Raw genomic sequence first — 13,901 nt, 5'->3', positions numbered from 1 at the left:
ACACCTTCTGCTAAATATATTTATATCCGTCACCTATAGATGTACCCCTATGAAGTGTTATCTTACAGGTTGCATTGCAGGTCCTCTTGCCTTCAGTGAAGATCTGGAGCTCATAGATTATGAACCTTTCCCGGTTGATGAGATCCCCGGAAGGCTTGCTGAGTCAGGGAGGGGTGGTGTTTCGCCAGAGGAGATGCGGATGCTCGAGAGGCTCACCCCGGAATACGATGAGGTTGTGGTTGAGGCCTCACCATCCAGGGAGTATGCAGGGTTCAGTAACCTCCGGTTCGAGGTCCCAAGCAGGGCAGGCATCCACCTCCGGGAGAACCTTGAGGATATCCTGGCAGAAATACTGGACATGCCCGCGGGGGACTTCATACATGACGCCCTCATCTCGGTTGCGCGTGAAAGGTTGAGGGAGTCCCTCCGGGAGACAGACAGGTCCATAATACAGGCCATAAATGCCCTCGATGAACTTGATGAGGAGACCGGGAAGCTCATAGAGAGGCTGAGGGAATGGTACTCCCTCCACTTCCCTGAACTCGATGGTATCAGGAGTCATGAACAGTACGTTGAGCTCATTGCGGAGTATGGTGACCGGGATCAGATACTGAAGAATTTCAGGATGGATGTTGATGAGAGCCTTGGCTCAGATATGACCGGGGAGGACCTACACGTCCTCCAGGGCCTTGCAGAGAGCATAAGGGGTCTTCAGAGGCTGAGGGCGGAGACAGAGAGGTACATTGACATAAAGATGGAGAAGCTTGCCCCCAACCTTAGGGCCCTCGCAGGGTCAAATGTTGGTGCGAGGCTCATAGCCCATGCCGGGGGTTTGAGGGAACTTGCCATGCTACCATCCTCCACAATACAGGTCCTTGGAGCTGAGAAGGCCCTTTTCAGACACCTCAAATCAGGGGCAAGGCCACCGAAGCATGGGGTCATATTCCAGCACCCAGCCATAAGGTCATCCCCCTGGTGGATCAGGGGAAAGGTTGCAAGGCTCCTGGCTGGTAAGATAGCCATTGCAGTAAGAAAGGACGTTTTTAGCAGAGAATTCGATCCAGGGATAGTTGAATCATTCAATGAGAGGTTTGAGGCCATTAAAAATAATAACCCGAAGCCTCCGGCAGGGAAGAAGGGTTTCAGAAGGAAGAGGAAATGATAGCTGGCAGGTGTATGCTGTGAAGAATGTTAAGGGTATTGATGGCGTCTTTATCATGAAGAACTCCCTCCTCACCATTAACCTCAACCCGGGTGTGAAGGTCTATGGTGAGAGGGTTCTTGAGTGGGGTGGCAGGGAGCACCGTGTATGGGACCCCCGGAGGTCAAAGCTTGCTGCAGCCATACTTAACGGTCTAAGGAGTTTTAGTCTGAGCTCATACTCCAGGGTTCTCTATCTGGGTGCATCAGCCGGGACAACCGCCTCACATATATCTGATATCGTCACGGATGGCAGGGTCTACTGCATCGAATTCTCACCCAGGATGATGAGGGAACTCCTGGGTGTATGTGAATCCAGGAAAAACATGGTCCCAATCCTCGAGGACGCCTCAAGGCCCCTAAGTTATCTGAGGATGGTTGAGGCTGCTGATCTTGTGTACTGTGATGTTGCACAGCCCGACCAGACCCGTTTATTCACTGAGAACATGGACTGCTTCCTGAAGAGGGATGGTTATGGACTAATAATGATAAAGGCCCGGAGCATAGATGTTACAAGGAGTCCCAGGAAGATCTTCCGGGAGGAAGTGGGGAAGCTTGAGTCTTCTGGTTTCAGGATAATTGATCAGGTGGGTCTCAATCCCTACGAAAAGGACCACATGGCGGTTCTGGTCAAAAGGGATGTTTAAGAGAGCATATGATTTTTTGATACATTTTTAGTAAAAAAGGTATATATTGGATTAATTACATAATTTCAATCCCAACTGCAGGCCATAATTTCACCTCCGGGTTATTGTTCACAATAACCTGGAGTTGAATTTTACTTTTGAACGGGCTAATAAGGCATTATTCAAGGATTATATGCCTTAATCCATTCATAAACGATTTTAAAGTATTAAACTCCTTTAATTGATAATGCTAAAGTATCTGCAATCAAATCAGCTAAGCTTAAAATGAATAAAAACTTGAAGTGCAGTTAATATTTCTAAAGAGTCAGGAAAGGTTTTTTTCAAGCTATAATAACTGGTCAAGGTTGTCTCCAACCTTCCTTATCACTTCATCAATTATGATGGAGGCAAGTTCATCCTTTTTCATAACAGGAAGCTCGGTGACCATGTCTGAAACAATGATTGCCCTGTTCCTGTCTGAGCCAAAACCCTCAACAGAGACGTCGTTGGCAACAACCATGTCAACACCGGATTCCCTGATCTGTTTCCTTGCAGATTCCACCAGTGCATCATCATCCACATCATACTCTGCCTTGAATCCAACGATGAAGGCTTCAGGGTTAATATCCCTTGCGATCCCTATTACCTTGGGGTTGGGCCTGAGTTCAACTGAAAACTCCTCTGAGGAGGATATTTTCCTCTCACTGTAGACCGGCTTGAAGTCTGCCACTGCAGCTGCAGATATGAATACGTCATGGTCAGCGACGAGTTCCCTGACCCTTTCAGCCATCTCTTCTGCCGTCTCTGCCCTGAAGGATCTTAACTGTGGAGGTACATCCACAGATACAGTGCCTGCCACCACAGTGACATCGGCGCCCTCGATGTAGGCCCTCCTTGCTATTGCGAGGCCCATCTTACCGGAACTCCTGTTTGTAATCCCCCTGACAGGGTCTATGGGTTCATAGGTCCCCCCTAGACTCACAAGGACCCTTTTACCCCTCAGTCTCTGTCTTGAGGTCTGTCTCATTACCTCAAGTACTATGGTGTCAATGTCCGGGAACTTGGCCTTTCCCTCATCCATGCGCGGCTCGATGAAGATAACACCCTCCTCCTTCAGCTTCCTGATGTTCTCTGATGCGGCTGCATACATGGCCTCATGCATCGATGGCACCATGACAATTGGGGTCCCCATGCCTGATGCTGTGAGGAGAAGGGAAGATATAGGGTTATCAACCAGCCTGTATGTCATCTTACCTATGATGTTGGCTGTTGCCGGCGCCACGAGGATCAGGTCGGCGCCTGCATATTTAACGTGCTCAATCTCCCCTGTGAGTTCGAGTACCGGTTTGCTTCCTGTTGCAAATTCCATTGCATAGGGGTGTATTATCCTGCAGGCATCTTCACTCATGAAGCACTTAACATCAGCTCCATGTCTCCGGAGCTCCCTTGCAAGCTTCACCGCTTCGATTGCTGCAACACTCCCTGTGACACACAGTATGATTTGCATGGAATCCCCATCAAGTATCATCTATAACTACAACCGTCCTCTCACCGGTCAGCATTTCTATTATATTATTGAGGGTTTCCAGTTTGCCAGGCACCCTCCTGGCATCCTCCCTCATGACCCTTATCTTGAAGCGTTCTTCACCATCCCTCCCGAATACAATGTTGATCCCTGATATCCTTGCAGGTGCTAGAACGTCCTCTGCAACTGATTTGAGGTCTGAGTTTTCTCCGACGACGCGGACCTTCTTTCCTATGGCTCTTGATATTGCCTTTACAATTTTACCGCCCTTTCCTATGAGTTTACCGACCTCATCAGCCTCTGTGATTATTATGACTATCCCGTCAAGGTCTATGGCCCTTTTAAATCCCAGTTTTCCTTCTCCAATCCTGTATAGAACCTTTGCAATCTCCAGTTCAGTTTGAGTTACCTCCCCTGTTTTAAGTTTATTTTCACAGCCCTGACATAAAATTCCGCTTTTAAGACAGACATCGCATATTGGCAATACCATTGCTTCTTCCTCCTTTTCTTTAGTGGTTACCGTGATTATCGTGAACAAGGTCACACTGTATAATCCTGGTTTAAAAAGCCATTAGCAGCCCTTAAACCCCTGGAGATAAAATAAAAAGAGCCCATCCATTTATCACTGCAGCGACCCTTATAGTTTAATAGTACTTTGATAAATATAAATTTATAGTTTTGGATGGCAAAAAAATAAGAAGGGATTCGGGGGCTGGTGTGAAAATCAGAGGAACCTCAGGGTCCTGACAATGAGGTCGAAGTTCCGGCTCTCGGCATCGAATTTATCTGCCGGAGCTGTGCAAAGTATCACATAGACCCTTCCATTGTTCTCTATCCATATTGCCCTCTGCTTTTTCTGTGTTCCGCTGGATGTGACTGTGTAGATGTTTTCGATGGCCTGATAACCTCCGATGGTTGTGTTGGTCTCCGAGACCCTCCTGTAACTTGAATTTGTGAAAAGGGCTTCATAATTCGCCCTGTACATGTCGTAAAGGTTCCCCTTGAGGTCCTTTGATTGGATAACCACAGAGACCTGGGCAAGACCTGAGGAATCAACGGATGATGGGTCTCCAACCGCTGCAACTGTGTCGTTGGCCAGCGAATTCGCTGTTACCCAGTCTGATGGATATTCAAATGAAATATTATTTGCTGTGAATGTTTTTGTCTGGTTTTCAGTTCCTGAATCCTCTGATGTGCAGCCGGATACAGCAACGACCATGACCATGAAAAGGATTAAGATGTACCTCTTCATATCATAACCTCACTAGGGTGATGATGGCGGGTTCTGGTTGCCGCCTGTGCCACCTGTCCCCTGGTTATCCTGTGGCGTTGATGGTGTGGATGGTGTGGATGGTTCCTGTGGTGTTGTGTTTGCCTTATTAAATGTCTTATTGGAGGTTACAGTTACATTTTTCACTGTGTTGTTGAAGGATGGGAATGCGCTCTCATTCACCGTGACTGTCCCCGTGGCCGGAGTTTCGGGCTGGATATTCATGAAGTAAAGGCCGAAACCGGTGCCGAAGAGGAATGCCACCACAAGGACTATGGCCCCTATCAGGGACAGGTTCGGCCTCTTACTCCTTCTGGTCTCATCTGTCCTGACATATTTTTCAATGAGCTCCTCTTTCTCTTTCCTGTCCTTCTTTATTCTTGACTCCTCCACCCAGTGGTCAAGGGGCTTTTCAGGAGTCTCCTGTCCCTGAAGCCTTCTTATGTTCTCCACTGCCTCCAGGGTTTCAAGTTCACGTGTGTACTGTTCCCTGAGTGATCGGTACTTCTTCTCTGAAATGCTTCCCTCTTCACGTTCCCTTTCAAGTTTCTTGAGCTGTCTCAGGAGCATTTTCTTATCCTGGCTAATCATCACCATCTCCTGAATTAAATCAGTGATAATAAACGGATCTATATTGTACTCACCAGTATATAAATTTACAGAGTGCCGCGCCACACCCTTAAAATGACCCACCCATTGCTCTTACTCACGTTTTAATCGCCTTTGAGGATCAGAATTAATCAATAATCAGTCATTTCAGGATATGAACCCAGAATCTTGAAGAAGGGGGTCCTTTCAGCTATGCTCCCTAGTATTTCCCTTACATGCTGGTCCTTCCGGTGTCCCTGGAAATCCACAAAGAATATGTACTTGCCAAGACCCCTCTTTGATGGGCGGGACTCTATCTTGGTGAGGTTGACTCCTGCGTCCGCGAAGAACCCCAGGATCTCATGGAGTCCCCCTGGTTTATCCTCTGATAGTGAGAAGACTATGGAGGTCTTATCCCTTCCTGTTGGTTCATGGTCACCCTCTGAAAGGACTATGAACCTTGTGAAGTTGGGGTCAAAGTCCTGGATGTTCTCTGCAATCGCCTCGAGGCCATATATATCCGCAGCCCTTCTCGTTCCTATGGCCGCGCATTCCCTCCTCCCCATTATGGTCCTTGCAGCTGCAGCCGTGCTTGGTGTTGAGTGTGTTGAGGCACCCAGTTCCTCCAGGAACCCTCTGCACTGTGCAAGGGACTGGGGATGGGAGTAGACCTCCCGGATCTCATCCATGGATACACCCGGGTTAACAAGGAGGTTGTGCCTTACGCGGAGTATTATCTCACCCTCTATGCAGAGATCATATTCCCAGGCAAGAAGGTCAAGGGTGACCCCCACCGGCCCCTCTATTGAGTTTTCGATGGGTACAACACCCCGTGATGCCCTTCCAGTGGCCACTGCACCCAGCACCTCGAGTATTGAATCAAAGGGAATGAGTTCCTCACCGACCCTCCGGGCTGCCTCCTCTGTGAATGTCCCCTCAGGGCCCAGGTAGGCTATTGGAAGAGAGGTCAGTAGAGGCCCCCCTTAAGGTAGTTGTTTATCCTGTCAGTTGTTGACTGGTAGAAGCGTCTTATGGTTGCCCTGCCGTCACGGTAATCTGCGAGGGTGGCTGAGACCCCCAGGCGGACGAGGTGACGTATAAATTCTTCTGCTGCCTCCCTGTCCTCAACGTCGATGACAGTGTCCTCATAGGCGGCCTCGCCAGCTGATATGCTCTTTATCCTCTCGAGCATGGGGTATATTATTGCCTCCCCGAGGCGGCGTGCCCTTTCAAGGGTTTCATCATCTGATTCATCGAGTTCATAGGCCTGGAAGCCCTCCCTTATGACTCTGCTGAAGAAGAATGGTCTACCAAAGTCGAAGGGGTAGCTGAAGGCGTATGCAAGTTCACGCGCATGGGCCTGTGATGATGTGTACTTCAGGGGGGGTAACTCCATGGAGGGGTCCTTCATAACCACGCCCTCCCTTCCCTCCCTTCCGAGGGCCCTGATTATATCTGCAACCTTCTGGGCTGCATCCTCAGTTGGGTAGACGCCGAATAGACGCACACTAGGAAGTCCATAGGAATCCAGGAGTTCCCTCCTCTCTTCAACAGGGAGAGGCCTGTTTGTGTTCTTCTCCCGCAGATCGAATACCCTGAACCCGAGGGATCCGACCTCCGGGTAGTCATGTGAAACATAGGGGTTATCCCTTCCAACCATCTCTCCACATACTACGAGGTCCGGGTGTTCCCTGAAGAATTCGTCGAGGTCGAGGAGTTCCTGAGCCTTCGTGGTGGTGAAGGGGCAGACATGACCCCCCCTTGTGAGTGCCACGGTTTCTCCTGATAACAGGCGTGCAATACGAACATTGTAGCCATTCATCTTTTCCTCTACAGCAACCCTGTCCCTGAAGTGTTCCCTGATGGTGGGTGAGAGTAGCAGTGTCCTCCTTATCTTTGGAAATCCCCTTATGACCTCAGTTTCATCTCCAAGGTAGATCACCGTCCCTGCCTCCAGGTCACCGAGGGGCTTCTTGAAGAGGATGGCCCGGAGACCCCTGGCTTCAAGGAGCCTCACACTTCCCCTGGCAAATGCAACCTTCAACCTTGAAGATGGTATACCTGTCCTCTCCTGGATCATGTCGAAGGGGATGTCACTGTTCATTGAATTCACTTGAGCTCTCCTTAAAAAAAGTAATTTAGAAGACACCCTCTATCTCAACCATGAGGTCAAGGATGTCTGTCTTTGTTACTATGCCCTCAACTTTCTGGTTGGTTACAGGGAATCCTCCGTAACCTGTCTCCAGCATGAGTGATGCCACTTCAGTTACCGGGGTATCCTCCGCAACTGTCCTCACGTTCTGCTTCATTATATCCTCCACCAGGAGGTTCCTTATCCTTGAGGGCTTGTGCCTGTCAGGGACGAGCTTCCTGAAGTTTATAACAGCCCTTGTCATGTCCCTGGCTGTGAGTATGCCTGCAAGTTCATCCTCCTCCATGACAAGCAGACGGCCTATGCCGGCTTCGATCATCATCCTCCTCGCATGGACAACCCTCTCTGCCGGGGACACAGTTATCATCTCTGTGCTCATGACATCGGCTGCAGTGTACCTCTCATAGGCCCTTCCCCTGCAGATGTCCAGGAGGTCTGACTTTGTAACTATACCCACGATTTCATCGTCCCTGAGAACAGGGAGGCTTCCGATGTTGTTCTCGAGCATCATGTTTGCCGCGTTTCCGGCATCCATATCAGGGTCTGCTGTTATGAGTTCCTGTGTCATGACCGTTGAGACGTGGAAGTGGGATGGTGCCATGTTGCCATACCTTGAGGATCCGAGTTTGAGTGCTATGTCCTTCTCGGTAACTATCCCAACGAGTTCCCTCTCATGGTCGCTGTTGGTGTTTATAACAAGGAGCCTTGAGACGTTCCTTTTACCCATGAGTCTCAGGGCGTCGCATATGTTCTGGTCCTTATCAATGCAGATGGGATCCTCTGACATGATGTTTTTGATTATCATACTCTCCACCTACTGGATTCCGCTTATTATATCTGTTTTGGTTATTATTCCCACCAGTTCACCATCTTCAACCACAGGGAGGCCGCTTATACTGTTTTCAAGCATGATGCTTGCTGCCTCAGATGCATCAACTGATGGTTCAACCGTTATCACGTTCTCGGTCATTATGTCCCCCGCGGTTAGCATTGCAATGGTCCGGACCCTCTTCTTATCCTCCGAGGTCCTGCTTATGAAGTAGATCCTCTCGACGGGTATGCCTCTCTCCGGGTCCTCAAAGGTTGCGAATGAGAGGTTCTCTGAGGTTATTATCCCCTCAACTGTGCCATTGTCTGTCACAACCACCCTTGAGATGTTGTTCTCCTCCATGACGCTTATTACATGGGAGAGTGTGTGGTTTGGTGTTACCGTTTTAACGTCCTCTGTCATGAGGTCCCTGACCTTCCATCTGCCGGCGCATCTGTCCTTGAAGAACCTGAGAAGGTCCTTCTTGGTCACTATGCCTGCAAGTTCCTCCCCATCCATTACAAGGAGGGACCCCACATCCTTCCTCAGCATGAGGTCAGCTGCATCCCGTGGGGTGTCGCCAATATTCACGGTTATGGGGTTCTCTGTCATCACCCTCCTTATGGAGATCTTATCTATTGGTCTCCTCTTCCAGTCGGGACCGTTAACACGGAGTTTCCTGGTTATATCTGTCTCAGTAACTATACCGACCGGTTTACCATCCGCGTCAACAACCACGACCCTGCTTATCCCGTGTCTCAGCATGAGGTTCCTTGCATAGGCAACCTGCTGTGTTTCATCCATGACGACGACTTCATCTGTCATTATGCTCCCTATATCCACTGTAACCACCTACCCGGCTATTGCCCTCAGTAAATCGCTTTCAGTTATTATTCCTGTCAGGTTTCCATAGTCCACCACGGGAAGTCCTCCTATTCCATGTTTCTCCATGAGCTCACATACCCTTCCCAGGGGTGTTGTTGATGTTACCGTGCAGACCCGTGTCTCCATGATCTCGTTTACAGGTGTTGAGAGGACCTCCTCGGCACTGTTGGTTTTCATTGCATTGAAGGCCTGGTTCCTTCCAAGGAACTCGAGTATGTCAGTGGATGTCACTATCCCGACGATTTTTTCCTCCTCCGGGTGTGGGGTTTTTCTCTCTTCACCAATAACAGGGATCCTCCTTAGCCTGTTCCTGACCATTATCTTTGAAGCGCCCTCTATGGGTGTGCCTGGTGTTGTGCTTATCACATCTGCTGTCATGTGCTCCTCTGTCACCTCATCATTGAACACCCCTGCCATGAGAAGTACGAAGTCCCTCTCAGATACTATTCCAGCTATCTTCTCGTCATCATCAACTACTGGTAGCGCACCGACACTGTTCTCAAGCATCATGCTCACTGCATCTGCAATTGAATCCCTGGTGGTTATGCTGATAACGTCACGTGTCATGATACTTTTAACTGATTCATTGACAGCTGCAAGGAAGTTATCATCATATTTCTTATCGATGATCTTGGATTTATCTCCCCCTCCTAAAAAGTCCAGGATATCCATGGCCGTAACTATCCCCTGGAGCTTACCTGTCCCTGGGTTTGTTATTGGAAGCCTCCTGAATTTGTTCTTAACCATTATCTCCGCTGCTTCCTTGATGGTGGCTGTCTGTGGTATGGAAATAACTTCCTTCCTGGCGATGGCCATCACATCGCCTTCATGGTCGAAGTTTCTGCTCTCGAATTCGACGGGACCACGGTCCCTAGACTTTACCAGGTTTATGGTGTCTTTTTTTCTCATTTACACACCTCTCTGGGAGATATACTTACATGAAGTAAGTATCGTTATTACTTAAAATAATTTTATTAATAAAAACTGGGTTCTGGATGATGGGTCCTTCCCTTATCATGGGCCACCATTTCACTTGATATATGCTTTGAGGACGTCCTCCCTGGACACTATGCCCAGAAGATCGGCTTCCTTCACCATGCTGGGGTCACTTTTTATGAACACCGGATTCTCAACAACAGGGATTCTACCGATGTCCCTATCCAGCATAAGAAAAGCAGCTTTTTCAGAAGGCGTATCGGGCGTTATGGCCACAGGTGGTGTCTTCATTATCTTCTCAACCGCCGCTGACCTCACATCACCGGACTCCCTGTGAATCCGGGCATGGCCGTACCTTATGAGGTCCTTCCTTGTTATGATACCTATCAGTTTGCCGTTCTTCATCACTGGCAGCCCTGAAAATCCTGATTCATCCATCTTATCCCATACTGCTGATACAGGATCGCTGTGCTGGCAGGTGACAGGTTCAGGTGTCATTATTTCGATCACTGGACTCTTGACGGGTTCATATCCGTTTTCAATGAACCCTGAGATGAAGTCTATGGTGCTGACTATCCCCACAAGTTTCATGCTCTCTGTGGACTCAACCACAGGGGCCTGTATTTCACCGGCCCTCACCAGGTCGGCTGCAGCCTTCATTGCATCCATTTCAGGGGTCAGGATCAGCCTTGGCCTTTCCATTATGCCCCTTGCCTCAAGGTTGGACTTTGTCGCTGTGATGTTAAGGACATCACCCCGGGTTATAATACCCCTCAGTTTTTCCCCGTCAACCACAGGGACGCATCTGAACTCTTCATCCCTTAAAATAGATCTTACTCTCGTGGCGGCGGTTTCAAGTGAGACTGAGACAGGATTTAATGTCATTACGTCTCTTACAAACAAATCATTCACCCTCTAGGTCCTCTTTACACTCCTCACATATGTATTTACCATCGTACTCCTCAAGGTACTCCTCAAAGTTGCCGCATATCTCACAGACACCCGGCACTGACCTCTCACCTTCAGGGATCTGCACCCTGTTCTCTTCGATCCTCGCATTCTCAACAAGGATCTCTGTGAGTTCCGGGGCCACCATCATGACGTCAGATGACGTCAGAATCCCGACAAGTGCCCCGTCCTTGACCACCGGAAGTCTCCTTATGCTGTTCTTGGCCATTAACCTGGCTGCTTCGCTGAGCTCCCTCTCGGGTTCTATGCTTATGAGGTTGCGGGTCATCACCTCCCCCACTGTAACCTTGCTGGCGTGCAGGTCCCTGGAAACAACCTTCCTTATGATGTCACTCTCTGTGATGAGTCCTTCTGGTTCGGAGTTGCTCTTGACGATGATGCTTCCAACCTTCTTCTCGGTCATTATTGATGCTGCTTCTGCAACGCTGATGCCAGGGTCGGCTGTTATAACATTCGATGTCATGGCATCATGGACTGTAACCTTTGTTTCCATTTCCATCTGAAAACCTCCTATCTAAGGCCAAGGGCCCTATGCATCTGTGGTATCACGTAAACATCCATATACTTTCCGGCTTCCTGGGACATTTCCAGCAGGCGAGGAGTGTATTGAGCCCACTGCTCAGGGGGACTGCATGGCTGTATAACCATTGAAAGTTTTTCCGGTTCATCAACGCCTTCAAGGACCCTCTTTGCCAGGGCCCCCATGTAGTCCGCCCCTGTTGTGGGCATCACAACCACCTTACAATATGTATCTACACCTCTTGATATTAATATGTTTATGACTTGAATCTCCCGTTCAATGACGTCTCCAGGACCGGATATATCGGATTCTGTAGTATTGGATCCTAAATTGTCTGAAAAATGTTCAGCCATTTTTATATCAACTGAGGCGTAGTCAAGGAGGTGGGATATCATCTCTGCGTTGCGTGGTAGGGAGCCGTTGGTCTCGAGAAGGGTCCTGTGAGGAATCTCCTCAAGGAATTCGCAGATAAAATCAGGGTACAGGAGGGGTTCGCCCCCTGTAATGCTTATTGAATGAAAATCTGGTGTTATGAGCCCTTCAACAATATCTTTAAGTTCAGGTACTGTTAAGAGCCTTCCGGCTGCAGGGTCCCTGCTCTCTGGCGTGTCACAGTAGCTGCAGTTGAGGTTACAGCCTGCGAACCTCACAAAGACCTGCCTCTTTCCCACAAGGAGGCCCTCGCCCTGTATGCTGCTGAAGACCTCCACGATGGGTGCCCTCATCGAGATCACCTGGATATTGTGTATACGGCCCCCTGTCCTATACCCTCATTCACACAGACCTCAACAGAGGATATATCATACCTGCTGCTCAGTTCCTTGAAGAGTGTTGATGCGAAGTACCTTGAAAGTTCCTCTGCAGAGCTGGATTCAAGGTCAAGGAGGCAGCAGTCCTCCTCGGGTATGGTGTACTTCTTACCTGCTATTTCAAATTTAACTGCTCTGCTGGTGGATGTGAAGTTTATCAGGGGGTTCCTGAGGGGTATCAGGAGTTTATGGTCAAATTCATTGCATATTCGTCTGACTATATCCTTAACATCCTTGAAATCAGCTACAAAGCCATGCTTCCCACTCCTCTTCCCCTCAACCTTAACGTCAACTATATAGGAGTGGCCGTGTATGCAGCCACACGATTCATGTTCAGGTATCATATGGGCAGCTGAAAACCTCAGGTTTGCGTGTATTCCATTTATAACTATCTTCATCATTACCACTTCAACGATTAGATGAGGCTGAATAAGATTCTGGCCATATCCTGAGACCTAATCCTTCTTTCCATCCCTATACGCCTAAAAGATCCTTGTCTTGGCTATATCTTCCTCAATGGAATCAATCTCATGTATATATGCCATTGCAACATTCTCAGCTATTGCCTTAATGTCATCATCCGAAAGTTTAGGCTTTTCATCCATGAGTCCGATGGTATCAACATCCTCGGGTGTCCCCCTCTCATGGATGTTGATGCCGAGGTGTATCTTCATGCTGGACACAGAGGCCGTTGCTATTGAAACCGTGAGCTTTGATGAACCTATGTAGAGATCATCCCCCTCTCTCCTTGTCCGCACACCAATTCTCATGAGTTCCTCCATGAGCAGCATCACAAGAATCCTCTGCCTGTGGTATGCAAGCCTCAGGCTGGATGGCTGCTCATCGAAGTGCTCAACAATGAAATGGAGGACCTCCTCAGACCTTATCTCAAGTTCAACATCCTCATAATCCACTATATTCTTCACATCCATGGGGCCTATCCACGTTATTATGCTTGAGCCCTTTATTCCCAGTTCACTGAGGGCCCATGCAGGTTCTATCTGACTCCCATCATAGAGGAGAGGATCTTCAAGGTGCTCATATATCATTACATCACCATCATTATATTCTGGAGCTGCCCCTATAAGTAGGATGCCCAGACTGTTAGCAGCGGGTGGTGATGGGAGCGGATGTTGAGGAGATAAGAAACTATGGTGGCTGGTGATGATGGAAACCTGTAGTTGACCCCGGGTACTGCTAGTAAAAACCCCAGTGTGATGATTCTGGAACCATGTATTGTGGAACCTCCAGGGAATCCGGAGTGAAACTCAGGGCTCAATCAATGACAATGAGTTCCCTGTACCCTGTCCTCCTGTCCATCACCCTCCGCAGCACCCCTTTATATGGGATCACTGCGACCTCTGCAGTTGTCCTCACCGGGCAGTCCCCCCTGAGGTGGCCCCCTGTAACCCTGCCCTCTGAATCGGCGACTGCAATGTGGAGGTGCACCCCATCACGTGAGATGGTTCCCTGCAGTGAAAGTATCTCAAGGGGACCCCTGACCATGAGGTCTGATTCATCAGCCGTCCGTATCCTGACCCTGTGGAGGCTCCCTATACCCGTCACCACAACCCCATCCTCTTCAGCTGCCCTCATCTCCCATTAGGTCCATG

Annotated in this window: 17 protein-coding genes; 2 read left to right on the top strand and 15 right to left on the bottom strand. The window is 48.9% G+C overall.

Annotated elements, in window-relative coordinates:
• Positions 1-49: 49 nt before the first annotated feature.
• The gene (locus DNK57_RS05145) at positions 50-1,162 is read left to right on the top strand and encodes an NOP5/NOP56 family protein (RefSeq protein ID WP_192961967.1); all 1,113 of its coding nucleotides are present in this window, start codon (positions 50-52) and stop codon (positions 1,160-1,162) included.
• A 10-nt stretch (positions 1,163-1,172) separates the two neighbouring features.
• Positions 1,173-1,847: a fibrillarin-like rRNA/tRNA 2'-O-methyltransferase gene (locus DNK57_RS05140; RefSeq protein ID WP_192961966.1), complete on the top strand. Its 675-nt coding sequence runs from the start codon at positions 1,173-1,175 to the stop codon at positions 1,845-1,847.
• A 325-nt stretch (positions 1,848-2,172) separates the two neighbouring features.
• Here DNK57_RS05140 and coaBC read toward each other — a convergent pair whose 3' ends face one another.
• From coaBC to DNK57_RS05065, 15 genes are all read right to left on the bottom strand, one after another.
• Positions 2,173-3,333 carry a bifunctional phosphopantothenoylcysteine decarboxylase/phosphopantothenate--cysteine ligase CoaBC gene (coaBC, locus tag DNK57_RS05135; protein WP_192961965.1) on the bottom strand — a complete coding sequence of 387 codons (1,161 nt, stop codon included), beginning with the start codon at positions 3,331-3,333 and terminating at the stop codon, positions 2,173-2,175.
• 10 nt (positions 3,334-3,343) lie between these two features.
• A complete protein-coding gene (locus DNK57_RS05130) occupies positions 3,344-3,841 on the bottom strand; it encodes a transcription elongation factor NusA (protein WP_192961964.1) in 498 nt (165 codons plus the stop codon).
• Between the two features lie 234 nt (positions 3,842-4,075).
• Positions 4,076-4,603 carry a PsbP-related protein gene (locus DNK57_RS05125; RefSeq protein WP_226891085.1) on the bottom strand — a complete coding sequence of 176 codons (528 nt, stop codon included), beginning with the start codon at positions 4,601-4,603 and terminating at the stop codon, positions 4,076-4,078.
• A 12-nt stretch (positions 4,604-4,615) separates the two neighbouring features.
• Positions 4,616-5,212 carry a hypothetical protein gene (locus DNK57_RS05120; RefSeq protein WP_226891084.1) on the bottom strand — a complete coding sequence of 199 codons (597 nt, stop codon included), beginning with the start codon at positions 5,210-5,212 and terminating at the stop codon, positions 4,616-4,618.
• A 149-nt stretch (positions 5,213-5,361) separates the two neighbouring features.
• Positions 5,362-6,165 (bottom strand): prephenate dehydratase, encoded by an 804-nt coding sequence (gene pheA / locus DNK57_RS05115; protein WP_394354492.1) that lies wholly within the window; start codon positions 6,163-6,165, stop codon positions 5,362-5,364.
• An 11-nt stretch (positions 6,166-6,176) separates the two neighbouring features.
• A complete protein-coding gene (locus DNK57_RS05110; RefSeq protein WP_192961963.1) occupies positions 6,177-7,313 on the bottom strand; it encodes an RNA ligase in 1,137 nt (378 codons plus the stop codon).
• 34 nt (positions 7,314-7,347) lie between these two features.
• Complete coding sequence (locus tag DNK57_RS05105) at positions 7,348-8,166, bottom strand: CBS domain-containing protein (protein WP_192961962.1); 819 nt, start codon at positions 8,164-8,166, stop codon at positions 7,348-7,350.
• Between the two features lie 9 nt (positions 8,167-8,175).
• On the bottom strand, positions 8,176-9,012 hold the full coding sequence (locus tag DNK57_RS05100; protein WP_192961961.1) for a CBS domain-containing protein: 837 nt from the start codon (positions 9,010-9,012) through the stop codon (positions 8,176-8,178).
• Positions 9,013-9,021: 9 nt separating this feature from the next.
• Positions 9,022-9,963, bottom strand: coding sequence for a CBS domain-containing protein (locus DNK57_RS05095; protein WP_192961960.1), 942 nt, complete (start codon positions 9,961-9,963; stop codon positions 9,022-9,024).
• A 120-nt stretch (positions 9,964-10,083) separates the two neighbouring features.
• Positions 10,084-10,902 carry a CBS domain-containing protein gene (locus tag DNK57_RS05090; protein WP_192961959.1) on the bottom strand — a complete coding sequence of 273 codons (819 nt, stop codon included), beginning with the start codon at positions 10,900-10,902 and terminating at the stop codon, positions 10,084-10,086.
• Positions 10,895-11,458 carry a CBS domain-containing protein gene (locus DNK57_RS05085; protein ID WP_192961958.1) on the bottom strand — a complete coding sequence of 188 codons (564 nt, stop codon included), beginning with the start codon at positions 11,456-11,458 and terminating at the stop codon, positions 10,895-10,897. Before DNK57_RS05085 ends, DNK57_RS05090 begins: the two co-directional genes overlap by 8 nt.
• An 11-nt stretch (positions 11,459-11,469) precedes the next feature.
• Positions 11,470-12,204 carry a 7-carboxy-7-deazaguanine synthase QueE gene (locus tag DNK57_RS05080; protein WP_192961957.1) on the bottom strand — a complete coding sequence of 245 codons (735 nt, stop codon included), beginning with the start codon at positions 12,202-12,204 and terminating at the stop codon, positions 11,470-11,472.
• A 5-nt stretch (positions 12,205-12,209) separates the two neighbouring features.
• Positions 12,210-12,686, bottom strand: coding sequence for a 6-pyruvoyl tetrahydropterin synthase/6-carboxytetrahydropterin synthase family protein (locus tag DNK57_RS05075; protein ID WP_192961956.1), 477 nt, complete (start codon positions 12,684-12,686; stop codon positions 12,210-12,212).
• Positions 12,687-12,770: 84 nt separating this feature from the next.
• A complete protein-coding gene (locus tag DNK57_RS05070; protein WP_192961955.1) occupies positions 12,771-13,337 on the bottom strand; it encodes a DUF366 family protein in 567 nt (188 codons plus the stop codon).
• Positions 13,338-13,563: 226 nt separating this feature from the next.
• Entirely contained in the window at positions 13,564-13,884 is a 321-nt protein-coding gene (locus DNK57_RS05065; RefSeq protein WP_226891082.1) for a PPC domain-containing DNA-binding protein, read from the bottom strand.
• Between the last annotated feature and the right edge of the window lie 17 nt (positions 13,885-13,901).

The organism is Methanothermobacter thermautotrophicus, from assembly GCF_014889545.1.
In the GTDB taxonomy this organism is placed as follows: domain Archaea; phylum Methanobacteriota; class Methanobacteria; order Methanobacteriales; family Methanothermobacteraceae; genus Methanothermobacter; species Methanothermobacter thermautotrophicus_A.
This window is presented reverse-complemented; position numbering and strand designations above follow the sequence as displayed.